Consider the following 24,855-nt stretch of genomic DNA (forward strand, 5'->3'; position numbering starts at 1 on the left):
CGGCGACATCGTCATTAGTTAAATGCTTTCTGGAGGTGGCGGTATCTCGAACCGGTCGGGGACGCTCGGTCGGTCACCCGGCGAGCGTCGCTCCGGCGTAGATGGAGACGACGAGGAAGAGCCAGACGGCGTCCACGAAGTGCCAGTACATCGACACCGTCGAGACCGAGGTGTCTCGCTCGGCGTCGTACTGACCGAGTAGCGCGCGCGCCAGCAGAATCGTCATCAAGACGACGCCGAGCGTGACGTGCAGGCCGTGCAGGCCGGTCAGGCCGAAGAAGGCGCTTCCGAAGACGCCGGACGTGAGCGTGAAGCCCTCGTGGGTGATGAACTCGTAGTATTCGAATATCTGCCCGCCGAGGAAGACGACGGACAGCGCGACCGTCAGTGCGAGGAGGCCGACGAACCGGCGTCGCTTTCCGCTCAACAGCGAGGTGTGTGCGAAGTGGAGGGTGAAACTGCTGGTGACGAGGATGAGCGTGTTGACGAGGACGAGCGAGTTCAACAGGGGTGGGATGGTCTGTCCGCTCGGCGGCCAGGCGCCCGTTCTGATGAAGAAGTAGTAGACGAACCCCGCGCCGAACGTCGCCACCTCGGTTCCGAGAAACAGTATCATCGCCCACCGGAGTTTCGTCCCTCCCGCCGCCTCGCGACTCCAGTAGTGGTCGACGAAGCCGTGATAGAGCCAGCCGTAGACGCCGACGAGGAACACGACCGTCCCCGCGACGAAGACGGCGGGGCCGTATATCGGCGCGACGGTGCCGTTCCCGCCCTGACTCATCACGTACAGGGCCGCTCCGGTGTACAGTCCCGTCGCACCGACCGCCGAGACGAAGGGCCACCAGGACGCTTCGCCGAAGCCCCGCGGCCAGTCCTCCGTCGCCGGGTGGTGGCTGTGCTCTCGCTCCTCCACTTCTCCCCCGCTCACGGTCTCCGCACCTCCCCATTCATAGCTCGAAGTACGGGCCGAACCGACAAAACCCTCATTCGTATTCGTCGGAGTCGTTCCGGTCGGTAATTTGCCGCGACGGAAGTGAAACGTTTTTGTCACCCATCCGTCTCGCCTCCGGTATGCTCGGCCCCGTCTTTCCGGAAGGCGACCGCGTCGAACTCCGCGTGACCGAGCGGGAGGACCTCGACCTCCTGCAGCGAGTGCGAACCGACCCCGAACTCCGTATCCCGATGACGTTCACCGAACCGCAGACCCGCGAACAGGTCGAGGAGTTCTACGAGAACACGGTCTCGGCGGACAGCGGCGATTCGAACTTCGTCGTCTGCGTCGACGGCGAACCGGTCGGCGAGGCGAACCTGTTTCGGGTCGAAGCCGACCGCGGCGAAATCGCCTACTGGCTCGACCGCGACGAACGCGGGGAGGGGTACGCCACGGAGGCGGTGTCGCTCCTGTTGGACTACGCCTTCGACACCCGAGGCCTCCACCGGGTCGTCGCTAGGGTCGTGAATTTCGACGAGGCGTCGCACGCGCTCCTGAAACGACTACGGATTCGAAGAGGAGGGGCGACTCCGGGAACACGTCTTCCTGCGCGGCGAGTACCGCGACGTGTCGCTCTACGGTCTTCTGCGCGAGGAACTCGTCGCGCGACCGGTGAGCGGAATCGAAATCGCCCGACTCGGCGGCGTGCGCTAGCGTAGCATTCCGTCGTCTATTTGAAAGCGTTTTTATGGGGGCATATTCTACTGAAGGGTACAACCCGTGCGGGGTTGATGATGCTCCTAGCCATACAGGATTCATCTGGCAGGGGAGCCTGAGCCAACGCACGGGGAGGTGAACAACCCATGCCAGTATACGTCAACTACGACGTCCCGGCCGACCTCCAAGACCGAGCGCTCGAGGCGCTCGAAGTCGCGCGGGACACGGGAAGCGTAAAGAAAGGAACGAACGAGACGACCAAGGCGGTCGAACGAGGGAACGCGTCCCTCATCTACGTCGCCGAGGACGTCCAGCCCGAGGAAATCGTCATGCACCTGCCCGAGCTCGCCGACGAGAAGGGAATCCCCTTCGTCTTCGTCGACACGCAGGACGACGTCGGTCACGCCGCCGGACTGGAAGTCGGCAGCGCCGCCGCGGCCATCGTCGATGCGGGCGAGGCCGGCGAGGACGTGGACGACATCGCCTCGAAGGTCGAGGAACTGCGGTGAGGTGGTAGACGATGAGTGCTGAAGAGACCGGACAGGAGGACTCCACCTCCGCCGAGGTCATCGAAATCGTCGGCAAGACCGGAATGCACGGCGAGGCCATGCAGGTCAAGTGCCGCATCCGAGAGGGCGAGAACCAAGGGCGCATCATCACGCGCAACTGTCTCGGCCCCGTTCGCGAGGGCGACGTGCTTCAGTTGCGCGAAACCGCACGCGAGGCGGACTCCATCGGAGGACAATAATGCCACAGACGCGAGAGTGCGACTACTGCGGCGGCGACATCGAACCCGGCACGGGAACGATGTTCGTCCGCACGGACGGAACGACCATCCACTACTGCTCGGCGAAGTGCGAGAAGAACGCCGACCTCGGGCGCGAACCCCGCGACCTCGAGTGGACCGAGGAAGGTAGCGGTGGTGGAGAATGAGCGAGCGAACCTTCGTGATGGTCAAGCCCGACGGCGTCCAGCGCGGCCTCATCGGGGAGATCGTCTCCCGATTCGAGGACCGCGGTCTGAAGCTCGTCGGCGGGAAGTTCACGCAGATTGACCGGGAACTCGCCGAGGAACACTACGGCGAACACGAGGGCAAGCCCTTCTTCGAGGGCCTCGTGGACTTCATCACCTCCGGACCGGTCTTCGCGATGGTCTGGGAGGGGCAGGACGCGGTCGCCCAAGTCCGAACGATGATGGGCGAGACCGACCCCGCCGAGTCCGCGCCGGGAACGATTCGCGGCGACTTCGGACTCGACCTGGGTCGGAACGTCGTCCACGGTTCGGACACCGAGAAAGGCTCCAACGAGCGCGAGATTTCGCTGTTCTTCGACGAGGACGAGTTGGTCGACTACGAACGAGTCGACAACGAGTGGCTGTACGAGTAACCGACCACCGAAGACCGATTTTTCGTTCTTTCCGATACGACGGCCGAGGCCATCGTCAATTAGAGGCAAAATTTGCCGCTACGCGCCCCATCACGACAATCGGTATCTAACCACACGGTCGAGGGAGAACCCGTGAGCGACACTGAATCATCCGAAAGCGGAGCGCACGAACACCACGAACACCACGACGTGGAGGGACCGGGGTACGCCACGCCGCAGGCGGCCATCGAGCAGGCCGAACGCGAGAAGATCGCCTACGTGATGTCGCTGTACGTCGGCACCGACGTGGACGCGCCGGATTTCCTGTCGATCGTGGACGTCGACCCGGACTCCGAGACGTACTGTCAGGTCGTCGACCGCGTGGAGATGCCGAACAAGGGCGACGAACTCCACCACTTCGGTTGGAACGCCTGTTCGTCGTCCTGCCACGTCGGGGGCCTGGAGCGCCGCCACCTCGTCGTTCCGGGCCAGCGATCATCGCGGCTACACATCGTGGACACGAAAGACCGAGAGAATCCGGAGATCGTCAAAGTCATCGAACCGGAGGAGGTGCACGAGTACGACCTCTCGGCGCCGCACACCGTCCACTGCATCCCCGACGGCGAGATTCTCATCTCGATGCTCGGAAACGAGGACGGCGACCTGCCGGGCGGCTTCCTCGAACTGAACGACGACTTCGAGATCGAGGGGCGGTGGGACGCGCCGGGCGAGATCGATATGAACTACGACTTCTGGTACCAGCCCCGGCACAACGTGATGGTGTCGAGCGAGTGGGCCGCGCCGAAAACGTACTACCCCGGCTTCGACCTGGAGGATGTGGAGGCAGGCAAGTACGGCCACGAAATCCACGTCTGGGACTGGACGAACCGGACCGTCGAGCAGACCATCGACCTCGGAGAGGAGGGGTTGATTCCGCTGGAAGTCCGATTCCTCCACAGCCCCGAGGCCGTCCACGGCTACGTGGGTGCGGCGCTCTCCTCGAACCTGTTCCACTTCTACGAGGACGACGACGAGTGGCGCGCCGAGAAGGTCATCGACGTCGAACCGCGCGAGCACGAGGACTGGGACATGCCAGTGCCGGGGCTCATCACCGACCTCGTCGTCTCGATGGACGACCGCTACCTGTTCTTCGGGAACTGGCTCCACGGCGACGTGCGGATGTACGACGTGAGCGACCCGAAGAACCCGCGACTCGCCGACCGCGTGTGGGCCGGAGGGCTGTTCGGCCCGCGCCATCCGACCGGCGAGAACGACCGTCCCGTCATCGCGGGCCCGCAGATGCTCCAATTGTCCCTCGACGGCGAGCGACTCTACTGGACGACCTCGCTGTTCTCCACGTGGGACAACCAGTTCTATCCGGAGGAGGGCGAGAAGGGCTCCGTGATGCTCAAGGCCGACGTGAACCCGCGGAAGGGGACGATGACCCTCGACGAGGACTTCCTCGTGGACTTCGGCGAGATGCCGAACGGTCCGGCGAGGGCGCACGAAATACGGTGGCCGGACGGCGACTGCACGAGCGACGTGTGGCAGTGAGCCGCCGCCACGACGTCGAACTCGTCCGGCGCGACGGCCGGAACGAATCCGTCCGCACCGACGGCGAGGAATCGATACTCGAAGCCGCGGAGCGGGCGGAAATCGGTCTCCCCTTCGGGTGTCGAATCGGCGCGTGCGCCACCTGCACCGGTCGACTGCTCGACGGGCGAATCGAACACGCGCGACCGCCGAGTGCGCTGAAACCGCGATTTCTGGACGAGGGGTACGTCCTGCTCTGTATCGCACGAGCGAGGGCGGACTGCCGAATCGAAGTCGGCGTCGACGTGCAGAAAGAACTGGTCGAGAACCCGTGGAAGTAGCGCCGACCTTGACCGCGGCGAGTTTCACGACCGGCTTCGCGACGGAAGGATTCGCGGACGGCGACGCTAACGCTATACTCCGTACTATCAGACTTCATCAGGCGACTCTCATTACTCCGGACGTTGTATTTTATAGACGAGTTCCCGGCGTGACGACGACGGCGGTACGGGGAGTCAGGGACGCGTCCGGGGACTCGAAGGGGGAAAAGAACATGGTATCGACCGAAACACGGGAGGAAATAGAGGAGTACCTCGGGCAGGTTCCGACGTGGGTGGAGAACCTCGCGGAACCGGCGAGCGACCAGAGTTGGGAACTCGTCCGGGACCTCGAATTCGGGGAGACGGACCTGTCCGCGCGGGAGAAGGCGCTCATCGGAGTCGGCGTGGCGGCCGCCATCAAGTGCCCGTACTGCATCCACTTCCACAAGGAAGACGCGCGGATGGAGGACGTCACGGAGGACGAACTCGCGGAGGCCGTCAACCTCGCCAGCACGACGCAGTACTTCTCGACGATTCTCCACGGGGCGGAGGTCGACGTGGACGAGTTCGTCGACGAAACGACCGAAATCGTCGAACACGTCGAAGAACAACGGGCCGCGGCGGGAGCCGACTGACCCGGCGGCTCGTCCGTCAGTCCGTTCGCGAATCGCTCGTAGCGGTCGAGCCGACCGAGGCCGACCAGTCGACAGTCATTTTATATCGAGCGGCGCACAGGTTTTCGTATGGACACGGATATCACTCGCCGGGCGCTCGTCGGGGCGATTCTCGGCGGAAGCGCCGTCGGCGGGTCGCTCTCGCCCATTCGGAGCTACCTCCGACGATTCGCCCCCCTCAGCGGAACGGCGTGGGACGGCGCGACCGACCGCACCGACCGTCGCGTCGAAAGCCCCTACGGAGCGGCGAAACTCCGCTACGACGGGGACGGCGTGCCGAACGTCACGGCGGACGACGAGCGGGCGCTCTACTTCGCGGTGGGGTACGCGCAGGCCCGCGACCGACTGTTTCAACTCGACCTCCAGCGCCGACTGATGCGCGGACAGGTGTCCGCGGTGGTCGGCGAGGCGGCGCTTTCGAGCGACGAGTTTCACGTGCAGATGGACTTCGCGGGCGCGGCGGAAGTGACGTGGAACCACGTCTCCGACACCGACACCGGAGAACTCGTCCGGGCGTTCTCCGAGGGCGTCAACGCGCACGTCGAAAACGAATCGCTTCCGCTGGAGTTCGCGCTGCTGGAGTACGAACCCGCGCCGTGGACGCCCGCGGACACGATGCTGATGGAGAAACAGATATCGTGGAACCTGACGGGGAGCTTTCTGACGCTCCGACGCGCGACGGTCGCCGAGAAACTCGGCCCGCGGGCCGCGCGCGATCTCTACCCGGCGCGTCTCGACCACGATTCGCCCATCATCCGGAACGACGGCGACCGAAACGGAGGACGGAGCGGGCGGGAGAACGAGAGCGCGGGCGACGAGGCGGACCGGTACGAACCGCCGAGGGGTGCGGTCGGAACGCCGCTGCTCGACTGGGCGGGCGAGTTCGAGCGCGGCCGCGGAATCGGGTCGAACAGTTGGGTCGTCTCCGGGAAACACACGAAGAGCGGGAAGCCCATCGTGGCGAACGACCCGCACCTGAGCCTGATGGCCCCGCCGGTCTGGTACGAGATGAACCTCCGCGCGGGGGAGACGAGAGTTCGAGGCGTCACCTTCCCCGGCGTCCCGTTCGTCGTCATCGGCGAGAACCGCGCCGGGGCGTGGGGGTTCACGAACACCGGGGCTGACGTCATCGACTTCTACGAGTACGAGACGCGGGGCGGGCGCTATCGCTACCGGGGAGGGTGGCGCGAGTTCGACGCCGAGACGCGGGAGATCGAGGTGGCGGACGGCGAGAACCGCGAAGTGACGGTTCGAAAGACGGTTCACGGGCCGATGCTCGAGCGCGAGGGCCACCGCGTCGGCGTCGCGTGGACGGGCCACACCGCGACGGAGACGACGCTGGCCGTTCACCGATACGGCAGGAGCGAGGGGGTGGACGACCTGCTCGCGGCGATCCGGCGGTTCGACCTCCCGACGCAGAACCTCGTGTACGCGGACCGCGACGGAAACACGCTCTACTACGTCACCGGTCGGATTCCGATGCGAACCGCGGACGGAGAGCGGGTGCGGGGCGACCGAATCTTCGACGGCTCCGCCGGGGAGGCCGAGTGGACGGGCTTCGAACCCTTCGGCGTCTCGTCGTGGGAGGGGTTCGTTCCGTTCGAGGAGAAGCCCCACGTCGTCGACCCCGACCTCCTCGCCACCGCGAACCAGCGCGTCACCGACGACCCGTACCTCGCGGAGGCGTACTCCAGCCCCTACCGGGGGCAGCGAATCTACGAACTGCTCGACGCGGCGGCGGCGTCCGGTTCTGGGATGGACGCCGCGACGATGAAAGCCGTTCAGGACGACGCGCTGGACAAGCGCGCCGAGCGGTTGGTGCCGGAACTGCTCGGCGCGGCGCGCGGAAAAGACGGGGTTCGCTCGGCGGTGGAGACGCTCTCCCGGTGGGATTTCCGGATGCGCCGCGACTCGAAGGGTGCCCTGCTGTTCGCTCACTGGTTCGACGCCTTTCGCGAGGAGACGCTGGGCGACGAGTTCGAGCGGGCGGGGTTGGACGAGAGCTACTACCCCCGCGACTGGGTGCTCGCCCGCCTCCGGGGGAAACGATGGTTCGGGAGCGAGGGCCGGAGCGCGGCGATGGTTCGGGCGCTCCGAACCGCCGTTCGGCGAATCGAGGAGGGGGAATACGAGACGTACGGCGATTACAACACCAGCCGCGCCATCGCGCACCCGTTCGACCAGTCGTTCCTGAACTACCCCCGCCTGCCGACCGACGGGTCGAGTCACACCGTGAACAACTTCCGGGTCGAGGACGCCGTCGGAAGCAGTTGGCGGATGATCTGCCCGATGGGCGGCGAATCGGCGGCGATTCTGCCGGGCGGCAACTCGGGCGATTACTTCTCCGAGCACTACGACGACCAACTGCGGGCGTGGGCGAACGCCGAGTACAAACCGATGACGCGCGAGATTCGCGGCGACGTGGCCGTCACGTTCGAAGGTGAGAAGCGATGAGCCGACTCGGCGAGTTTCGGGGGGACGGCGCTCGGCGCTGGACGCTGGTCGGCCTCGGAGCGCTCCTCGGCCTCGCCCTCGCGTGGCTTCACTGGCTCGGCCTGCTGGTCGGCGGCGTCCTCGTGAGTCTCCCGACCGCGGACCCGAAGCGCGGCGTTCTGGCCGGACTCGGATTCGGCGCGCTGGCGCTGCTGGTTTTCGCGGGACTGCTCGCGCTCCGCGGGGCGCTCGTTCCCGCGGTCGAGATGGGTCGAATCACCGCGCTGACCGCGGCGATTCCGCTCGTCGCGGGTGCCGTCGGCGGACTGGCGCGGGCGCTGGTCTGAACGCGCTCGCTTCGACGACCCGCGATAGGACTCACACCGACTCCGCGACGAGCAGGTACGCCAACAGCACGAGCAGCGATACTTCCGAAACGACGGTGACGAACTCCACCGGACCGGCGAGGAGGTGGTCGAGGAGAAACGGCAATAGCGGGCCGGCGTGCTGGGTACCGGGGCCGAACAGGAACAGCGGCCGGTGTCCGCCGGCGTGCCACCCGAAGTAGCCGACGAGGTACGCGAGCACGAGGACGATTCCGCCGGCGTACAGCGGTCGACGCGGTGCTCCCGCCGCGGCGAGGAACAATCCGACGACCATCGCCAGTCCGGAGACGACGAACAGCGGCCACCGGAGGTCGCGCGGAACGAGAAATCCGGCCATCATCCACCGGGTCCAGTTCAGCGCGCCCAGCGAGAGGTGAATCACCGCGACGACGACCGCTAGCTGGGCGGCGACGAAGCGAACCGGCGAGACGCCGTCGGAATCCATCGGGAGAACTAGCGGTGCGACGGGACAAAGCGGTTCGGTGGGAACTGCGGACGGTCTCCGATCCCTCGCAGGAGTAGTGCACCGGACGGGATTTGAACCCGTGCCATGAGCTTGGAAGGCTCAGGTCCTGCCACTAGACCACCGGTGCGCGGTGCTCACTTCGCTCGCACCGCGCACCGAGCCTCGCTTCACTTCGTTCAGTGAGACACCGGTGCGATTCGTGGTGCGGCGAATACGAGTGTATCTCCGGATTGTGGGCGACGGCTTAAGGGTGTTACTGTTTTCGCCCGCGGACTTCGGCGTAGCAGTTCCCGCTGGACACGGACACGTCGTCCGGAACCAGCGCGCTCTCCGCCACGTCCTCGCGGAACTCCTCGGGCGAGTAGATGTGATAGAACCGCGGCACCGTCTCGCCGCCGGGGAGGGTCCAATCGACGGTCGTATCGAACCCCTCCTCGCGGTCGAACCGGTCGTGCGCCGTGCTCCACGCGCTCACCAGCGCGACGCCATCCCGGCCGAGCACCCGCGCCAACTCGTTCAGGCTGTCGAGGCGGGCCTCGCGGGTGGGGAGGTGGTGGAGCGTCGCTACGTACACCGCGAGGTCGACGGAGTCGTCCGCGAAGGGCAGGCGCGCCGCGTCGCACTGCACCAACTCGACCTCGAACGCGCGCTCTCGGGCGCGGGTTCGCGCTTCCGCGAGCAGTCCCCCGCTCGCGTCCGCTCCCACGACGCGCCGAGCGCGCGAGGCGAGTAGCTCCGCGTGGCGTCCGTTGCCGCAGCCGAGGTCGAGCGCGGTGTCCGCCTCCCGACCGTCGAGGAACGACTCGACTTCGGGCCACGCGTGCTCCCGAGTTCGGGCGAAGTGGGCCGCGATGCGGTCGTAGGTCGCCCTGACGTCGCGGCCGGTCGGTTCCATACCCGAACTCTCGCGCCGGACGCCAAATGTCCTACGGGTGAACGAAGTGGTCGAGCGCGAGGAAGACGACGTAGGCGACGGCGAACATGACCGTCGCGTGTTTCGCGCCGTCTTTCGCGCTCCCCTCGCCCATCTTCCCCGCGACGAGCCCCGAGAAGAGCGCCTGCACCAGCGCGGTGTGGAAGAAAACGAGGGTGTAGGCGTCGATGTCGACCGCCCCGACGTCGCCGACGCCGCCGAGACCGACCGGTCCGCTCCCGGCCGCGTCCGCGGACGGCAAGTTCTCCAGCGCGGGAACGAGGATGCCGGAGAGCGACGCGACGATGAACAGGAAGACGAAGAACGAGAGGTAGATGATGACGAGGTAGGTCATCATCTCCTGTCGGCGCTGGCGCTTCAGCCGCCGACTGGCCTGCGCCTCGTCCGCCGCGATACGGAGCACGCTTCCGATGTCGCCGCTCGCGTGCATCGCGTTCGTCACGAGCGTCACGACGCGCGTGACGGTCGGCGTGTCGATTCGGTCTTCCAATCGCCGGAGCGCCGTCGCCGCGTCGGTTCCCCACTCGATGTCGCGCCACGTGCGCCCCAGTTCCGCGTTCAGCACGCCGAGGTCGCTGTCGGCGACGCGACCGAAACTCTCGACGACGGTCATCCCCGCCTCGTTGACGCTGGCGAGCCGGTCGAGCAGGTCCGGAACCGCGGCCTCGATGGCGGCGAGCCGCCGTCGCTTGAGCTCCCGGACGGCGGCGAACGTCGCCAACACGAACAGTGCGGCCTGCGCCACCGCGTCGTCCGCCGACGCGAGCGTGGCGGTTCCCGCCGCGACTTCGGGACCGAGGCGAACGAGAACGAACAGAGCCGCGAGCGGAATCGTCAGATAGAGCACCGCGACCGGTCGCTCGCGCACGGTTCGGAGGGGGTCCGCGAGGGCGCTCCGCACGCTCCTGAACCGGTCGAACGCCGCCAGTCGCTCGGCGTTCGTCGCGACCCCGCCGTCGCCCACGGCTCGCCCCGCGTCCGGGTCGCTCGCTCGGCGAACGTCGTGCGAGCCGCTCTCGACCGGCGCGCGTTCGTCCCGGCTGATGCGCAGCGATTCCGTGATGCTGTCGAGGTAGACGACGAATCCGACGTTGCCGAGCGGGACGAGCAGGTACGTCATCAGCTGGAGGAACGAGAGCGTGTCCGCGACGCCCATCAGTCCGACGACGACGAGGATGGTGATGAACAGGAGGGGGCCGACGACGAACAGCGAGACGTACCCCTCGGCCAGCGTCGCCAGCAGTTCGAGAAACGCCTCCTGCTCGGCCTTCGCGTCCCGCTGGTAGCGTTCGTACTGCTCGCGGAGGTACCCCGGGAGGCTCTGGCCGCTCTGGAGCACGCTCGCGAGGTTCTCGCCGAACTCCTCGAACTTCTCGCTCGGCGACTGGCGCGACATCTGGCGGATGGCCGTCAGCACGTCGAGGCCGAACAGATCCATCGCCTTCACGCCGACCGCGACCTCCTCCGCGGCCTCGCCGTACACGTCCCGATTGCGCGCCAAGGTTCGCATTATCTCGGGAAACGCCATCCCGCTTCGGGAGAGGGCGAAGACGAACGCGACGGTTCGCGCGAGGCTGGCGTCTATCCGTCTCGCCCGGGCGCTCCCGCGGTGCGACAGCGTCTCCCAGCGGAGCCAGTAGGTTGTCGCACCCCCGAGCAGTCCGACCGTCGCGCTGCTGAACAGCAGGAGGACGAACAGTTCGCCCGCGGAGAGGGTGGGGACTGCGAGGACGTTCGAGAGGAAGCCGAGCCGCGCCGGGAGCGTCCCGCGGAGCGTCTCGGGCGACACCGACAACACGGCCAGCACCAGTCCGACGAGGTAGACGCCGAGGACGCTCCCCGCCACCGCCGCGAGCGCGGCGTACATCCACGTCTTCGAAGCGTACAGCCGGTACGTCTCGCCGACGTGAGCCGCCCGGAGGTGGTCGCTTCGTTTCGAGCGTCGTCTCCCGCTGGCTTGGACGTAGGTTCCGAACACCTGCAACGCGACGCGCGTGACGGTTCGGTAGGCAGTCCTGCTGACGGGCGACAGGACGACGGGCGCGAGCAGGAGGAGCGCGAGGACGAGCGGAACGTAGTTCAGCAGTCCCATCAGTCGAACTCCGAAACCTCGGCGTCGGTGGTTCGCTCGACCGTCTCGACCACCCGGTCGGGGTCGGCGTAGTACTCGTTTATCATCGCGGTGAACCGGCGATAGTCCGTCACGCCGTTCTCGCGGAGGTACTGGAGGACGAGCTTTCGGTCGCGAAGTTCGGAGAGGAGCCGCGAACGCGACCAGCCGTGGTTCTCCTGAATATCGCTCAGCACGTCGCTGTCGCGCCTGCGAACGGCGTCGGTCGCGGCGTCCCGCTCGAACGCGGTCGTGTAATCGAGGTCGCCGGTCCGCTGGTCGATGCCGTTAATTTCGGCGACCGTCCGATTCCGGCGGACGCGCTCGTCGCCGACGTAGGTGAGCGTCTGGATGGAGAGGATGTCGAGGGACTGAATCATCGCCCGCGGCACGTTGATCGGCTCGTTCTCCAGCCGGTTGATGACCGTCTGGACGCTGTCGGCGTGCATCGTGGAGTAGGTCGTGTGTCCCGTGTTCATCGCCTGAAACAGCGTCATCGCCTCCCGCCCGCGAACCTCGCCCACCGCGATGTACTCGGGGCGGTGGCGGAGCGCGGAGCGGAGCAGGTCGTACATCGTGATGTCCGTCCCTTCGTCCGGTCGGTCGCGGGTCACCGACGAGAGCCAGTTGTCGTGGTACAGCGTCAGTTCCCGCGTGTCCTCGATGGTGAGCACCTTCGAGCGCGGGGGGATGAACATCGAGATGGCGTTCATCGACGTGGTCTTTCCGGACGCCGTCCCGCCCGCGAAGATGAGCGATTTGTTGTTCTCGATGGCCAACCAGAGGTAGGCCATCTGGTCGAGCGAGAACGTCCCGTAGTTCACCAAGTCGACCGGCGTGAACGGTTCGTCGGCGTACTTCCGGATGGTGAACGCCGACCCGCGCGGCGTCACCTCCTTCCCGAGGGCGAGTTCCGTGCGACTCCCGTCCGGGAGGGTGGCCTCGACGACCGGCTCCCCGACGCTGACGTGTTGTCCCGACTGCTGGGCGAGTCGGACGACGAGGCTGTCGAGTTCGTCCTCCGCGTAGGCGACGTTCGTCTCGATGTCGTTGTACTCGTCGTGGTAGACGAAGATGGGGAGGTCGTACCCGTCGCAGGAGACGTCCTCGATGTGCGGGTCGTGCATGAGCGGGTCGAGTTTGCCGAAGCCGCGGAACGCCCGGAAGAGGTAGTAGAAGAGGCGGTAGTAGCCGGCGGCGTCGACGTCGACGCCGTACACCTCCAGCAGTTCGCGCAGTTCGTCGCGGAGGACGTCTTCGGCGGTGTTACCGCCCATCTCGCGCCGGTAGATGAGCGACTCGCGCAAATCGGAGAAGAGGCGGTCGAGCAGATCGGCTTCGAACTCGTCCAGTTCGGGTTCGACCACGTAGTACAGGTGTTCGTTCGCGTCCGGGTCGTGGTAGATGGTGACGAACGCGAACGGCGCGTTCACCCAGTAGCGTTCCACTTCCCGGTAGCCCGGCGCACCCGCGAACGAGATGAGCGAACCGTGCGCGGCGGGGTCGTAGTAGCCGACCGAGACGGTCGAACCGCGAAGCATCTCGGCGGTCCGACGAATCGTTCGCCGGACCTCGCGGACGCGGACGGTCAGGTCGTCTAGCTCCAAGCTCGACATGTCTCTTCGATGGCGTTCGGACGCGTCCCGGTCGGGATTTCCGTTCCGCGCGTGACGCGCGCTTTCGTCACGCCCTTTGTAGCACGAGTATTTAAATCAATGGCTGGGTAGTTTCAATTCCGAAATATTTTTCGGCGCGGCGGAGGTGTCAGCCCATCGACCGTCCGGCGAGCGCGCATCGCTTCCGTCCTTGCGTTCGCGTGGCGTTACGTTCATGAGACGCGAGAACGTAGGCGGAGATACGGAATGAGGCGCGACTACTTCACACTGGAGGTCGAAAACATCGACTGGGTCGAGGCGGACGGGACGCCCCGCAAGCCGACGGTACTCATCGATTTCGAGGGGCCGTCTTCGACGCTCCGCGAACGACTCTCGGGACCCGATGGAGACCTCCTTGACGCCGACGAGACGGACGTAACCTTCCGCCTCCAAGCCAGCATCGACGACGCCGACGCGACCGGCGTCGTGAGCGTGACGAACCGCACGACCGGCGATTTCATACTCGAACTCAATCAGGAAGCGGCGGACGTACTCCGGTTCATCAAAGCCGCTCGCGCGTACGGGTCCGAGACCGACGACACGGAGGGACGGTATCACGTCGACATCGCCATCAACGGCGACCACGTGGTTTCCTACGAGAAGGCGACGTTCCTCATCTACAACAGCGAAGGCAACCTCCTCCGCCAACACAGTCTCATCCCGAGCGGTGTCGAACTGTGAACCGCCGCGGGATCGCGCACCGTGGCACTCGACCTCCTTTTCTCCGGTAACCTTCCCGCGTGCTATAACAGCGGGGGGATGACGTCCATCGCCACCGCGGTCAGATAGAGACCGAAGAGCACCGTCAGGGTGATGAGGAGTCCGATGAGATAATCGAACAGGCCGGTTGGCGTCGTCAGCTTTGGCAGGTTCATGTCAGTCCCTACGCCGGAGAGCCGCTTATTTTTATTGGGGGATGCGCCGAGAATCGAGTGAACCTAAGTATCCGGAAACGAACGACTCCGTATGAAGCTGTTCGGAACCGCGGGTATTCGCGGCAGCGTCGTCGAGCGAGTGACGCCGGAACTCGCCCTCGCCGTCGGTCGCGCCGCGGGACGGCCGGGCGAGGAGTTCGTGGTCGCCCGGGACGGGCGCGAAACCGGTGCCGCGCTCGCCGCCGCGATGGAGGCAGGACTGGAGAGCGCCGGTGCGGACGTTCGCCGGGCGGGGATGCTCCCGACCCCCGCGCTGGCGTTCGCTTCGCGCGGTCGTCGCGGCGTCGTGCTCACGGCGAGCCACAACCCGCCGACCGACAACGGCATCAAACTGTTCGACGACGGGGTGGAGTACGACCGCGCCGCCGAGCGCGACGTGGAATCGCGCGTGGCGGACGACGACCCGCCCCTCCCGTGGGACGAGTGGGGGTCGAGCATCCGCGAAGACGTGCTCGACGAGTACCGGGACGCCGTCATCGAGTACGCCCGAGCGCACGGCGCGCCGCTGGACGGACTCCGGGTCGCCGTCGACTGCGGAAACGGGATGGGAAGCCTCGCCACGCCGCAGGTGCTTCGCGCGCTGGGTGCGCGCGCGGTCACGCTCAACGCGAACGTGGACGGGCACTTCCCCGGACGCGCGAGCAAGCCGACGCCGGAGACGCTCACCGACCTCCAATCGTTCGTCGCGGACGGCGACTTCGCGTTCGGACTGGCCCACGACGGGGACGCGGACCGAATCGTCCTCGTCAACGGCGACGGGGAGTTCGTCCACGAGGACACCGTCGTCGCCGTCTTGGCGGAGCACTACACCCGAGAGAGCGACGCGCCCGACCCGGTCGTCGTGACGACGCCGAACGCCTCGGCCCGCATCGACGAGCGCGTTCGGGCGGCGGGCGGCCGCGTCGAGCGCGTGCGGCTCGGCGCGCTCCACGAGGGTATCGCGTCGACGCTCGAAGCGGGCGACGACGACACGGAGGTCGTGTTCGCCGCCGAACCGTGGAAACACATCCACACGCGGTTCGGCGGCTGGATAGACGGCGTCACGAGCGCGGCGGTGCTCGCGCGACTCGTCGCCGACGCGGGCGGCGTCGAACCGCTTCGGGGCGAGGTGACCGAGCGCCCGTATCGAAAGGTGAGCGTCGACTGTCCCGACGCCGCGAAGGAGGAAGCGATGGAGCGAATCGAGGCGACGATTCCGGATCGATTCCCCGAAGCCGCGGTGCGAACCGAGCACGGCGTTCGGGCCGAACTGCCGGACGGGTCGTGGATCCTCGTTCGGCCGAGCGGCACCGAACCCTACGTCAGAATCTACGCCGAAAGCGAGGACGTGGACGGGTTGGTCGCCGAGGCGGAAGCGGTCGTCGAGGGAGCTGTGTCGGATTCTCGAGGGTAACTCGAAACGCCCTAGAATCCAGTTGTTCGCCGCTATAGCCGCGAAGCGGAGCGTTTATGAGGAACAATCAGGGTGGACTATACATAGATGACGGACATCGAAAAACGGCGACGACAACTCGTGAAAACCGGCGGCGCGCTCGGCATCGCCGGCCTCGCGGGGTGCCTCGGCGGCGTCCCCGGCACCGGCGGCAACACGACGAACGTCGGCATGGTGTACGCCCTCGGCGGCAAGGGCGACAACTCGTTCAACGACATGGCGTTCAAGGGTGCGCAGAAGACCAAAAAGGAGATGGACGTCTCCCTCTCGGAGGTCGAACCGGGGGACGCGAGCCAGTTCCAAACGTACCAGCGCAAGTTCGCGTCGCAGAAAAGTCCCAGCTTCGAACTCATCTGCTGCATCGGCTTCGTACAGACCGACGCGCTGAAGAAGACCGCGAAGAACTTCCCGAAGCAGAACTTCATGCTGGTCGACAGCGAGGTCAAGCGGAAGAACGTCTCCAACTTCGTCTTCAAGGAACACCAGGGCTCGTTCCAGGTCGGTCACCTCGCGGGACTGCTGACGACCAGCGACTTCAGCGAGGGCGGCGGCTCGACGAACGGCGACAAGGTGGTCGGTTTCGTCGGAGGGAAGCAGAACCCGCTCATCAAGAAGTTCGAAGCCGGCTTCATGGCCGGTGCGAAGCACGCCGACAGCGACATCGAGGTCAAGTCGGCGTACGCGGGCTCGTGGAGCGACATCCAGCGCGGGAAGGAGATAGCCCTCTCGATGTACGACGAGGGCGCGGACGTCGTCTACCACGCCGCCGGCGGAACCGGAAACGGCGTGTTCAAGGCGGCCAAGCAGAAGAGCCGCTACGCGATCGGCGTGGACTCCGACCAGTCCAAGAGCGCCAAATCCTACGCGGATTGGATCGTCGCCAGCATGGTCAAGCACGTTGACACGGCCGTCTACAACTCCGTGAAGAACGTCGTGAACGGCAACTTCGAGGGCGGACAGACGCACTCGCTCGGACTGGGGAAAGACGGCGTCGAGGCCGTCATCGGTCAGAGCTTCACAGGCAAGATCCCGAAGAAGATCACCTCGAAGTTGGAAAAGTCCAAGCAGGCCATCATCAACGGCGACATCTCGGTTCCGAAGGATCCGAAGAACGTCTAATCGCACACCCGATCTGACGCGGATTCCCGGACGGCGTTGCCGACGACGGTCGGCACATCCCGTCGCCGAACCGCCGGGGACGGTGGACAGCGACGACGGAGAACGCGTCGACTACCGGAGTAACCGCGTCGTCATACATTAATGAGTACTCCTACTGTACATCTCGACGGAATCACGAAGCGGTTCCCCGGAGTCGTCGCCAACGACGAGGTCGACCTCGTCGTCGAAAACGGCACGGTCCACGCGCTCCTCGGCGAGAACGGCGCAGGGAAGACCACGCTGATGAACGTCCTCTACGGACTGTACCGCCCCGAGGAAGGGACGGTTCGGGTGGACGGGGAATCGCGCGCGTTCGAATCACCCCGGGACGCGATCGACGCCGGCATCGGAATGATACACCAGCACTTCATGCTCGTCGACCCGATGACCGTCACCGAGAACATCGTCCTCGGCAACGAGCCGCGAAAGTGGGGCGGACTGGCGGTCGACCAGGACCGCGCCCGCGAGCAGGTTGTCGAACTGAGCGAACGGTACGGCTTCGACGTGGACGTCGACGCGAACATCGAGTCGGTCGGCGTCGGCGTCCAGCAGCGCGTGGAGATACTGAAGGCGTTGTACCGCGGCGCCGACGTGCTCATCCTCGACGAGCCGACCGCGGTGCTCACCCCGCAGGAAGTCGAGGACCTGTTCGCCGTCTTCGACGAACTGACCGACCAGGGGAAGACCATCATCTTCATCACGCACAAACTCGGCGAGGCGATGCAGGCCGCCGACGACATCACCGTCCTTCGAGACGGCGAGAACGTCGGCACCGTGGACGCCGCCGCCGCGACCCGCGAAGACCTCGCGGAGATGATGGTCGGACGCGAGGTCATCCTCGAAGCGGACAAGGAGCCCGGAAACCCCGGCGACGTCGTCCTCTCGGTCGAAAATCTCGGCATCACCGACGAGGCGGGAATCGAGCGCGTTTCGGACGTGAGCTTCGACGTCCGCGAGGGGGAAGTGTTCGGCATCGCGGGCGTCGACGGCAACGGGCAGAACGAGTTGGTCGAAGCTATCACGGGGATGCGCACGCCCGACGCCGGCAGCGTCGTCTTCGACGGCGAGGACGTGACCCGGCGCTCGCGCCAGGAACACATCGAGCGCGGCATGGCGTACGTCCCCGAGGACCGTCAGGAACGAGGGCTCGTCATGGAGTTCGATCTGGTCGAGAACGCCCTTCTCGGGAGCCAACACAGCCCTCCCTACGCCAAGCGCGGCGGCATCGACTGGGAGGCGACCCGCGGCCACGCCGACGCTCTCGTCGAGGAGTACGACGTCCGCCCGAGTAACGTGGACGCCGAGGCGCACTCCCTGTCCGGCGGAAACCAGCAGAAGTTCGTCGTCGGTCGGGAGTTCAACCGCGACCCGTCGCTGGTCGTCGCCTCCCACCCGACCCGCGGAGTGGACATCGGCAGCATCGAGTTCATCCACGACCGCCTGCTGAAGCTTCGACGGGGCGGCAAAGCCGTCCTCCTCGTCTCCTCGAAGCTCGACGAAGTGCAGCAGCTCTCCGACCGGCTGGGCGTCGTCCACGACGGCGAGTTGGTCGACGTGGTAGACCCCGATACGGTCAGCGAGGAACAACTCGGGTTGCTGATGGCCGGCGAGCGCCCCGCTTCGGTGCCCCGGATGGCCGCGCGCGCCGCGGACGGCGGCGCGCCCGTCGGAGGTGAGTCTCGATGAGCGACGGACTGCGAGGCAGGGCCGCGACAGCGCTCGAACGCCTCGTCGGCGCGTCGGCGTTGGAACGGCTGGTACTGAGCGTGGCGGCGTTGCTCGCGGCGCTGGTGGTCGGCGGGGTGCTGCTCGCGGCGTCCGGTTACAATCCGCTGCTGGTGTACGTGTACCTGTTCTACGGCGCGGTCGGCACGCCGTTCAACGTGGCGCTCACGCTCCAGCAGATGACCCTGCTCCTGTTCACCGGGCTGGCGGTCGCGGTGTCGTTCCGGGCCGGACTGTTCAACATCGGCACGCAGGGACAGCTCGTGCTCGGTTCGCTGGCGACGGCGCTGACCGTCCTCGCCGTCGCGCCGCTGGTTCCGGGCGGTGTCGTCGGTGCCATCGTGCTCATCCCGCTCGGGCTCCTGGCCGGAGCGGTGACGGGCGGCGTGTACGGGGCGATTCCCGGCGCGCTGAAGGCGTACGCCGACGCCAACGAGGTCATCACCACCATCATGCTCAACTTCATCGCCACGGGAATCGCGTTCTACCTCGTCAACAACTACTTCCGGGTGAGTTCGACGGTCGCCACCGAGAGCGTCCCCGGTTACGCGACGTTCAAACCGCTCGTGTTCCACCCGAGTTCGAGCTTCTCGCTGCTCGTGTTCTTCGGGGCGCTGGGGCTCGCGGGCGGCGTCCACCGCCTGTTCAAGAACACCTCGTTCGGCTACGACCTGCGAACCAGCGGTCTCCAGCCAGAGGCCGCGTCCTACGCCGGCGTGAACGCGAAGCGGATGGCCGTCACGAGCATGACGCTCTCGGGAGCCATCGGCGGGGTGGCCGGGGCCATCTTCGTGCTGATGGTCGAAGGCCGATACATCGAACCCCCGGCGCTCGGCTTCGACGGCATCACGGTCTCCATACTCGCGGGGAACAACCCCATTGCGGTGATTCCGGCCGCGTTTCTGTTCGGCGTCCTGAAGAGCGGCGGTCTCTCGGTCGGCTTCCAGACGGACGTTCCGCCGCAGCTCATCGGCGTGCTCCGCGGTCTCATCATCTTGTTCGTCGCCATGCCGGAGTTCTTCCGCATGGTCGGCGGTCGACTCGGGGTCGCGAATCGCGAGCGCGTCGCCGCCGACGGTGGCGAACCGTCTCCGTCGGACGGCGACGACGGAGGTGACGACGATGCGTAGGAAACACGCCCTGCTCGTCGCGCTCGCGGCGCTACTCGTGGTCGGCGCGCTCGTCGTGGAAGTGTTCTTCCCCGCGAGTCCGACCGCGGCGGTCATCGGTATCATCGACGTCGGCTACCTCAGCGCGTCGCTCCGGGTGACCGTCCCCATCGCCTTCGCCGCGCTCGGCGGCATCTTCGCGGAGAAGAGCGGCGTCATCAACATCGGCCTCGAAGGCCTGCTCATCATCGCCGCGTTCACCGGCATCGCCGTCAGCGGAGCGTCGACCGGATTCGCCTCGCCGGCGACGGCCGCGTGGCTCGGTTTCGTGGCGGCGGTCGCCGTCAGCACGCTGTTCGCGCTCCTGTTCGCTATCGTCACCATAGATCTACAGGCCGACCAGATCATCGCGGGACTGGCGGTGTGGCTCATCGCGCTCGGACTGGCTCCGTTCGCCAGTCGGGTCATCTGGGGGAGCACCACCAGCGAGACGGTCCCGTCGCTGTCGAACTGGGTGATTCCCGGACTGGTCGAGATACCGGTGATCGGACCGGTGTTCTTCAACGCCAACCCGACCGTGTACATGCTCCTGGTGGCCGTACCGCTGTCGTGGTACGTGCTCCGGGGGACGCCGTTCGGCCGGTGGGTGCGCGCCAGCGGCGAGAACCCGCAGGCGCTGGACACCGCCGGCGTGGACGTGCGGCGGGTGCGGTACGCGAGCGTCCTGCTCTCGGGGGTCCTCTGCGGCATCGGCGGTGCCGGACTGTCCCTCTCGCTGGGACAGTTCATCGGCAGCGGCGCGACGATGGTGGATGGGCGGGGCTGGATCGGCATCACCGCGTATCTGTTCGGGAACTACAACCCGCTGGGCGCGTTCGGCGCGTCGTTGCTGTTCGCGGCGCTCTCGGCGCTGGAGATACGGCTCCAGACCCTCGGGTTCGACATCTCGCAGACCCTCGTCCGTCTCGTTCCGTACGTCGTCGTCATCGTCGTGCTGACGTTCGTCGGACGAACGCGCACGCCGGACGCCGCGGGCGAACACTACGAATCCGGCGAGGAGTGAGGCGGCGGGCGGTCGTTCGCCGCCATCGGCGGTCGCTTTTCGTCACGCGTTTCGGTCGTCTCTCGGAGCGGAGTCGGCGGTCTCGACCTGCTCCGGGGTTCGAAGACGAGCGACCGGAAAACGACCGAAACGAGCAGCGTGCGAAGCACGGCGAGTCTGGTTCCGTTTTCGCATAAAAACGTACGGCGTTCGGACGTCGCTCGATGGGCGGACGGGGCGACCGGCCGCGTCGTTCGAAGCCTCGCTTCTCGATTCACCTTCGGATTTTATTTGAACCGTCGCCGCGCACCACTTCCGTATGGACGAACTCGTCGAGCGAGCACGCGAGGTACAGGAACGCGCCCACGTCCCCTACTCCGACTACCCGGTCGGTGCGGCGCTTCGAACCGCGGACGGAACGGTGTACGTCGGCTGTAACATCGAGAACGCGAACTACAGCAACTCGCTCCACGCGGAGGAGGTCGCCATCGCCGAGGCGATAAAGGAAGGCCACCGGAAGTTCGACCGCATCGCGGTGAGTTCAGCGCGACGCGACGGCGTGACGCCCTGCGGGATGTGCCGGCAGACGCTCGCGGAGTTCTGCGGCGACGACTTCGCGGTCGTCTGCGACGAGGGCGACGACGCGACCGAGTACAGCCTCGGCGAACTGCTGCCGAACACGATCACGGAGGAGATGCTCGGCTGAGGCGGTTGGACGGACGACGCGAAGCACCTATCTCCGCGGCGATAAACGTGTCAGCCATGGACGACAGCGAAGACCCGAACGCGGAGGTACAGTACCACATCGAAGTCGGCGAGGGCGACGTCGCCGACTCGGTCCTCCTGCCCGGCAATCCCGAGCGCGTCGGAAAGATAACGCAGTTCTGGGACTCGGCGGACGAGGTGGCCTTCCACCGCGAGTACCGAACCGCGACGGGTACCTACGACGGGACGCCCATCAGCGTCACCTCGACCGGAATCGGCAGTCCGTCCGCCGCCATCGCGGTCGAGGAGTTGGCGCGAGTCGGCGCGGACACGTTCATCCGCGTCGGTTCGTGCGGCGCGATCCAACCCGAGATGGACGTGGGCGACCTCGTCATCACGACCGGCGGGGTCAGACAGGAGGGGACGAGCGACGAGTACGTCCGCGAGGAGTACCCGGCGGTCGCGGACTACGAGGTCGTCGCCGCGCTCGTCGCCGCCGCGGAGCGACTCGGCCACGACTACCACGCGGGCATCACGATGAGCGCCGATAGCTTCTACGCCGGGCAGGGTCGCCCCGGATTCGAGGGGTTCCGCGCCGAGGGCGGCGACGAGTTGGTCGAACACCTGAAGAACGCGAACGTGAAGAACATCGAGATGGAAGCGAGCGCGATTCTCACCATCGCCAACGTCTACGGACTGCGGGCGGGGGCGGTCTGCTCGGTGTACGCCAACCGCGAGACCGGCGAGTTCAGAACCGAGGGCGAACACCGCGCCGCCGAAACCGCCAGTCTGGCGGTGAAACTGCTCGCGGAGATGGACGAACTGAAGGCCGAGGCGGGCGTCGAACGCTGGCACCCCGGACTGGCGTTAGATTAACCCGGTACGTCGGTCTGCCGGTCGACGGCGGTCTGGTTCACGCGGTATATCGACACCGACCCGGAACGGTGGGCCAGTTCGACGCCGGGATAGTTCGAGAACGTCGACCGTCCGTACCACTCCCGTTCGCGCGGTCCGTAGTAGATGTACCTCACGTCGTACCGGTCGAAGAGCCTCGCGCGAGTTTCCCAGTCGGCGCTGTAGATGAGTTCGACGTTCCGCTTTCGCTCCTCGTAGGCCGCGTCGCCGCGGTAGATTCGTTCCTGATACCAGCCGAGAACCGTCGGCAGGCCGGTGAGCGACGACGCCGGACTCCCCCACTGGTAGGGTTTGCCGGGCGCGGAGACGATGTGCGGCCGCCCCTCTTTCGCGCCGAGCCACTCGATAGCGCCGGCCTCGCCGGCGTGAACCGTCCAGATGAACGCCATTCCGTCGAGCGTCGGGTCTTCCGTTCTGTGGATGGCGCTGTCCGAACCGACGTGCTGGCCGAGCGCGAAGACGCCGTAGACGGACGTCGACAGCAGGAGGAACGAGGCGAAAATCGCCATCCACTGTCGCGGCGTGAGAAGCGTTCCCGAGAGTTGGTCGGGCGCGGCGTCGGTCAGGAGTCGCGCGAGCGCGACGCCGCCGGCGACCGCCCAGAGCACCCACACCTGCATGTACACCTTGAAGACGGTGTTGAACCGCCCGGCGATCGCGTTGTCCTGCAAGTAGACGAACTCCACGAGCAGGACGAGACCGGCACCCCCGACCAGCAGGACCGTCTCGAAGTCGAGGTCGGCGTCGAGGCGGAGGAGCGCCCACCCGGCGACGAGGAGGGGTGCGACCAGCGCGACCGCCGCGACGCCGCCCTGCCATCCCGCAACGACCAGCAGACCGCCGAGAACGCCGACCTGCGTGGCCTCCCTGTCCCGCCAGCGGACGTGCGAGCCCAAGTAGAGCGCGAAGAGGGCGAGGAACGCCCCGTGGACGACGAGCACCTCCACGAGGCTACTTCGGTCGGGGAAGAAGGCGATGCTCCGGTTCCCGGCGGCACCGAGGAGGACGTTCGCCACGAACGGAGCCGCCCAGATTAACGATAGCGCGCCGACGACGACCGTTATCGCCATCGCGGTCGTCGTCCGCCCGAGTTCACGGACGACGACCGATTCCCCTCCCGCGATGCGTTCGCCGCCGGGAACGAGCGTCGCCGGATGCTCGTCCGCGAAGGTAAGCGAGAGCCAGACGACGCCGAGCGCGGTCGGGAAGCTCCACGAGCTGACGGTGCTGACGAAGGCGACGACGAGCGGAAGCGCGCCGAAGACGAGCGCCCGACGCCACCGCGCGTCCGAGCGGTAGACGGCGTAGCCGAGCGCGGCGACGAACAACAGAAACGGTTGCCCCATCATGTGGGCGTGCAGGTCGCCGTTCAGGTACGCGAAGAAGGGGAACTCGTTTATCGTTCCGACCATCACGCGACTCGCGTCCCAGTAGTGGAACTCGGTCGGGGTGAGCGGGACGTCCGCCGGGTTCATCTCCAACGGCGTCGCTATCGCCTCGACGAGCGAGCGGGGAAGCGCCCCCGCGAGCAACCGCATCGGGGTGTAGACGTTCGCGGCGAAGCCGACGAAGAACGCGGCGAGCGCGCCCGCGAGCCGCCGGGGCGTTCCGTGTCGGTCGGCGATCGCGCTCGCCAGTCCGTAGGCGGTGCTGACGAGCATGCCGTAGAATCCCGCGAGCGCGAGGTTGTAGCTGAACCGGGGGAGCGTCCCCGTCAGCTTCGTCAGGATGGCCGCGACGAGGTGGCCCCCGTAGTAGTAGCGGACGGGTTCTCCCGCGAACCACATGTCTTCGGGCGGGAGCGCGGGCGCGCGCATGAGCGACTGCAACAGGCCGAAGTCGAGGAACTTCTCGCCGCCCGTCGCGATAATCGCCGGGTCGATGGCCCGGATGACGATCAGAAAGCAGAACGCGGCGGTGAACACGGCCATCGCTTCCGCGTACCCTCGGAGGTCGAGTTCGATATCGCGCCTCCACAGCAGGACGGAGATGGAAGCGAGCACGGCGATGGCCGCGACGACGGTGGCGGTGGTGAACGCGAACTGTCCGAGCCAGTACACCACTATCGTCACGACGGCGAGCGAGGCGGGGAGTGCGAACGCGGCCCCCCGGTCGGGGAATCGCGGAAAGAGCGCGGCAGCGGCCGGAAGACCCGCGAGAGCGAACGCGTAGTAGACGAGCAGCCAGAAGGCGACGAGCGCGAACTCCATATCTTCTGCTTTGGTGAGTGCGCCGGAAAGGTATACGTCTTGGGGTCGTGATACGCAGCGGACACGTTCTCCGCCCGGCGGCGCGGCGGTACTAACTCACA

General features: G+C 66.4%; 26 protein-coding genes and 1 tRNA gene. 18 read left to right on the forward strand and 9 right to left on the reverse strand.

The annotated features are described in order from the left end of the window. Positions 1-73 precede the first annotated feature (73 nt). Positions 74-928, reverse strand: a complete 855-nt coding sequence (locus tag LIX00_RS03070; protein WP_227354720.1) for a cytochrome c oxidase subunit 3 — start codon at positions 926-928, stop codon at positions 74-76. 143 nt (positions 929-1,071) lie between these two features. On the opposite strand from LIX00_RS03070, the gene LIX00_RS03075 reads away from it, so the two are divergent. The 10 genes from LIX00_RS03075 (at position 1,072) to LIX00_RS03120 (ending at position 8,319) form a co-directional block, all read left to right on the forward strand. Then, positions 1,072-1,650 carry a GNAT family N-acetyltransferase gene (locus LIX00_RS03075; protein WP_227354721.1) on the forward strand — a complete coding sequence of 193 codons (579 nt, stop codon included), beginning with the start codon at positions 1,072-1,074 and terminating at the stop codon, positions 1,648-1,650. A 144-nt stretch (positions 1,651-1,794) separates the two neighbouring features. Beyond that, a complete protein-coding gene (gene rpl7ae / locus LIX00_RS03080; RefSeq protein ID WP_227354722.1) occupies positions 1,795-2,157 on the forward strand; it encodes a 50S ribosomal protein L7Ae in 363 nt (120 codons plus the stop codon). Between the two features lie 11 nt (positions 2,158-2,168). Continuing rightward, positions 2,169-2,396, forward strand: a complete 228-nt coding sequence (locus LIX00_RS03085) for a 30S ribosomal protein S28e (RefSeq protein ID WP_049970866.1) — start codon at positions 2,169-2,171, stop codon at positions 2,394-2,396. Next, on the forward strand, positions 2,396-2,581 hold the full coding sequence (locus LIX00_RS03090) for a 50S ribosomal protein L24e (RefSeq protein WP_227354723.1): 186 nt from the start codon (positions 2,396-2,398) through the stop codon (positions 2,579-2,581). Before LIX00_RS03085 ends, LIX00_RS03090 begins: the two co-directional genes overlap by 1 nt. Next, a complete protein-coding gene (ndk, locus tag LIX00_RS03095; RefSeq protein ID WP_227354724.1) occupies positions 2,578-3,033 on the forward strand; it encodes a nucleoside-diphosphate kinase in 456 nt (151 codons plus the stop codon). Before LIX00_RS03090 ends, ndk begins: the two co-directional genes overlap by 4 nt. A 132-nt stretch (positions 3,034-3,165) precedes the next feature. After that, a complete protein-coding gene (locus LIX00_RS03100; protein ID WP_227354725.1) occupies positions 3,166-4,566 on the forward strand; it encodes a selenium-binding family protein in 1,401 nt (466 codons plus the stop codon). After that, positions 4,563-4,886: a 2Fe-2S iron-sulfur cluster-binding protein gene (locus tag LIX00_RS03105; RefSeq protein WP_227354726.1), complete on the forward strand. Its 324-nt coding sequence runs from the start codon at positions 4,563-4,565 to the stop codon at positions 4,884-4,886. Before LIX00_RS03100 ends, LIX00_RS03105 begins: the two co-directional genes overlap by 4 nt. Before the next feature lie 212 nt (positions 4,887-5,098). Next, positions 5,099-5,500, forward strand: a complete 402-nt coding sequence (locus tag LIX00_RS03110; RefSeq protein ID WP_227354727.1) for a carboxymuconolactone decarboxylase family protein — start codon at positions 5,099-5,101, stop codon at positions 5,498-5,500. 108 nt (positions 5,501-5,608) lie between these two features. Next, on the forward strand, positions 5,609-7,993 hold the full coding sequence (locus tag LIX00_RS03115; protein WP_227354728.1) for a penicillin acylase family protein: 2,385 nt from the start codon (positions 5,609-5,611) through the stop codon (positions 7,991-7,993). Continuing rightward, a complete protein-coding gene (locus tag LIX00_RS03120; RefSeq protein WP_227354729.1) occupies positions 7,990-8,319 on the forward strand; it encodes a hypothetical protein in 330 nt (109 codons plus the stop codon). Before LIX00_RS03115 ends, LIX00_RS03120 begins: the two co-directional genes overlap by 4 nt. Before the next feature lie 31 nt (positions 8,320-8,350). Here the strand turns inward: LIX00_RS03120 and LIX00_RS03125 are convergent, their stop codons facing one another. From LIX00_RS03125 to LIX00_RS03145, 5 genes are all read right to left on the reverse strand, one after another. After that, a complete protein-coding gene (locus LIX00_RS03125) occupies positions 8,351-8,803 on the reverse strand; it encodes a hypothetical protein (RefSeq protein WP_227354730.1) in 453 nt (150 codons plus the stop codon). A 77-nt stretch (positions 8,804-8,880) separates the two neighbouring features. Then, positions 8,881-8,951: transfer RNA gene (locus LIX00_RS03130), tRNA-Gly, on the reverse strand. Positions 8,952-9,077: 126 nt separating this feature from the next. After that, positions 9,078-9,719 (reverse strand): class I SAM-dependent methyltransferase, encoded by a 642-nt coding sequence (locus tag LIX00_RS03135; RefSeq protein ID WP_227354731.1) that lies wholly within the window; start codon positions 9,717-9,719, stop codon positions 9,078-9,080. A 31-nt stretch (positions 9,720-9,750) separates the two neighbouring features. Further along, a complete protein-coding gene (locus tag LIX00_RS03140) occupies positions 9,751-11,850 on the reverse strand; it encodes a type II secretion system F family protein (RefSeq protein ID WP_227354732.1) in 2,100 nt (699 codons plus the stop codon). Then, positions 11,850-13,484, reverse strand: a complete 1,635-nt coding sequence (locus tag LIX00_RS03145; RefSeq protein ID WP_227354733.1) for a type II/IV secretion system ATPase subunit — start codon at positions 13,482-13,484, stop codon at positions 11,850-11,852. The genes LIX00_RS03140 and LIX00_RS03145 overlap by 1 nt, the downstream gene beginning before the upstream one ends. Before the next feature lie 246 nt (positions 13,485-13,730). Between LIX00_RS03145 and LIX00_RS03155 the strand changes: the two genes are divergently transcribed. Then, on the forward strand, positions 13,731-14,204 hold the full coding sequence (locus LIX00_RS03155; RefSeq protein WP_227354734.1) for a DUF5793 family protein: 474 nt from the start codon (positions 13,731-13,733) through the stop codon (positions 14,202-14,204). A 62-nt stretch (positions 14,205-14,266) separates the two neighbouring features. On the opposite strand, the gene LIX00_RS25925 is transcribed toward LIX00_RS03155, so the two are convergent. Then, entirely contained in the window at positions 14,267-14,398 is a 132-nt protein-coding gene (locus LIX00_RS25925) for a hypothetical protein (RefSeq protein ID WP_255679346.1), read from the reverse strand. A 91-nt stretch (positions 14,399-14,489) separates the two neighbouring features. Between LIX00_RS25925 and LIX00_RS03160 the strand changes: the two genes are divergently transcribed. The 5 genes from LIX00_RS03160 (at position 14,490) to LIX00_RS03180 (ending at position 20,945) form a co-directional block, all read left to right on the forward strand. Continuing rightward, positions 14,490-15,851, forward strand: coding sequence for a phosphohexomutase domain-containing protein (locus LIX00_RS03160; RefSeq protein ID WP_227354735.1), 1,362 nt, complete (start codon positions 14,490-14,492; stop codon positions 15,849-15,851). A gap of 87 nt (positions 15,852-15,938) precedes the next feature. After that, positions 15,939-17,009 (forward strand): BMP family lipoprotein, encoded by a 1,071-nt coding sequence (locus LIX00_RS03165; protein WP_227354736.1) that lies wholly within the window; start codon positions 15,939-15,941, stop codon positions 17,007-17,009. 141 nt (positions 17,010-17,150) lie between these two features. Further along, positions 17,151-18,734: an ABC transporter ATP-binding protein gene (locus LIX00_RS03170; RefSeq protein WP_227354737.1), complete on the forward strand. Its 1,584-nt coding sequence runs from the start codon at positions 17,151-17,153 to the stop codon at positions 18,732-18,734. After that, positions 18,731-19,903 (forward strand): ABC transporter permease, encoded by a 1,173-nt coding sequence (locus tag LIX00_RS03175; protein WP_227354738.1) that lies wholly within the window; start codon positions 18,731-18,733, stop codon positions 19,901-19,903. Before LIX00_RS03170 ends, LIX00_RS03175 begins: the two co-directional genes overlap by 4 nt. Then, positions 19,896-20,945 carry an ABC transporter permease gene (locus LIX00_RS03180; RefSeq protein WP_227354739.1) on the forward strand — a complete coding sequence of 350 codons (1,050 nt, stop codon included), beginning with the start codon at positions 19,896-19,898 and terminating at the stop codon, positions 20,943-20,945. Before LIX00_RS03175 ends, LIX00_RS03180 begins: the two co-directional genes overlap by 8 nt. Here LIX00_RS03180 and LIX00_RS03185 read toward each other — a convergent pair. Continuing rightward, positions 20,924-21,094, reverse strand: coding sequence for a hypothetical protein (locus LIX00_RS03185; RefSeq protein WP_227354740.1), 171 nt, complete (start codon positions 21,092-21,094; stop codon positions 20,924-20,926). The genes LIX00_RS03180 and LIX00_RS03185 overlap by 22 nt on opposite strands. A gap of 149 nt (positions 21,095-21,243) precedes the next feature. Here LIX00_RS03185 and cdd point away from each other — a divergent pair, with 149 nt between their 5' ends. Together cdd and LIX00_RS03195 are read left to right on the forward strand one after the other, a co-directional pair. After that, complete coding sequence (gene cdd, locus LIX00_RS03190) at positions 21,244-21,630, forward strand: cytidine deaminase (RefSeq protein ID WP_227354741.1); 387 nt, start codon at positions 21,244-21,246, stop codon at positions 21,628-21,630. A 56-nt stretch (positions 21,631-21,686) separates the two neighbouring features. Next, a complete protein-coding gene (locus tag LIX00_RS03195) occupies positions 21,687-22,505 on the forward strand; it encodes a nucleoside phosphorylase (protein WP_227354742.1) in 819 nt (272 codons plus the stop codon). Here the strand turns inward: LIX00_RS03195 and LIX00_RS03200 are convergent. Next, the gene (locus tag LIX00_RS03200) at positions 22,502-24,754 is read right to left on the reverse strand and encodes a DUF2298 domain-containing protein (protein ID WP_227354743.1); all 2,253 of its coding nucleotides are present in this window, start codon (positions 24,752-24,754) and stop codon (positions 22,502-22,504) included. The genes LIX00_RS03195 and LIX00_RS03200 overlap by 4 nt on opposite strands. Positions 24,755-24,855 lie beyond the last annotated feature (101 nt).

This window comes from Haladaptatus salinisoli (assembly GCF_020614375.1).
Classification (GTDB): domain Archaea; phylum Halobacteriota; class Halobacteria; order Halobacteriales; family Haladaptataceae; genus Haladaptatus; species Haladaptatus salinisoli.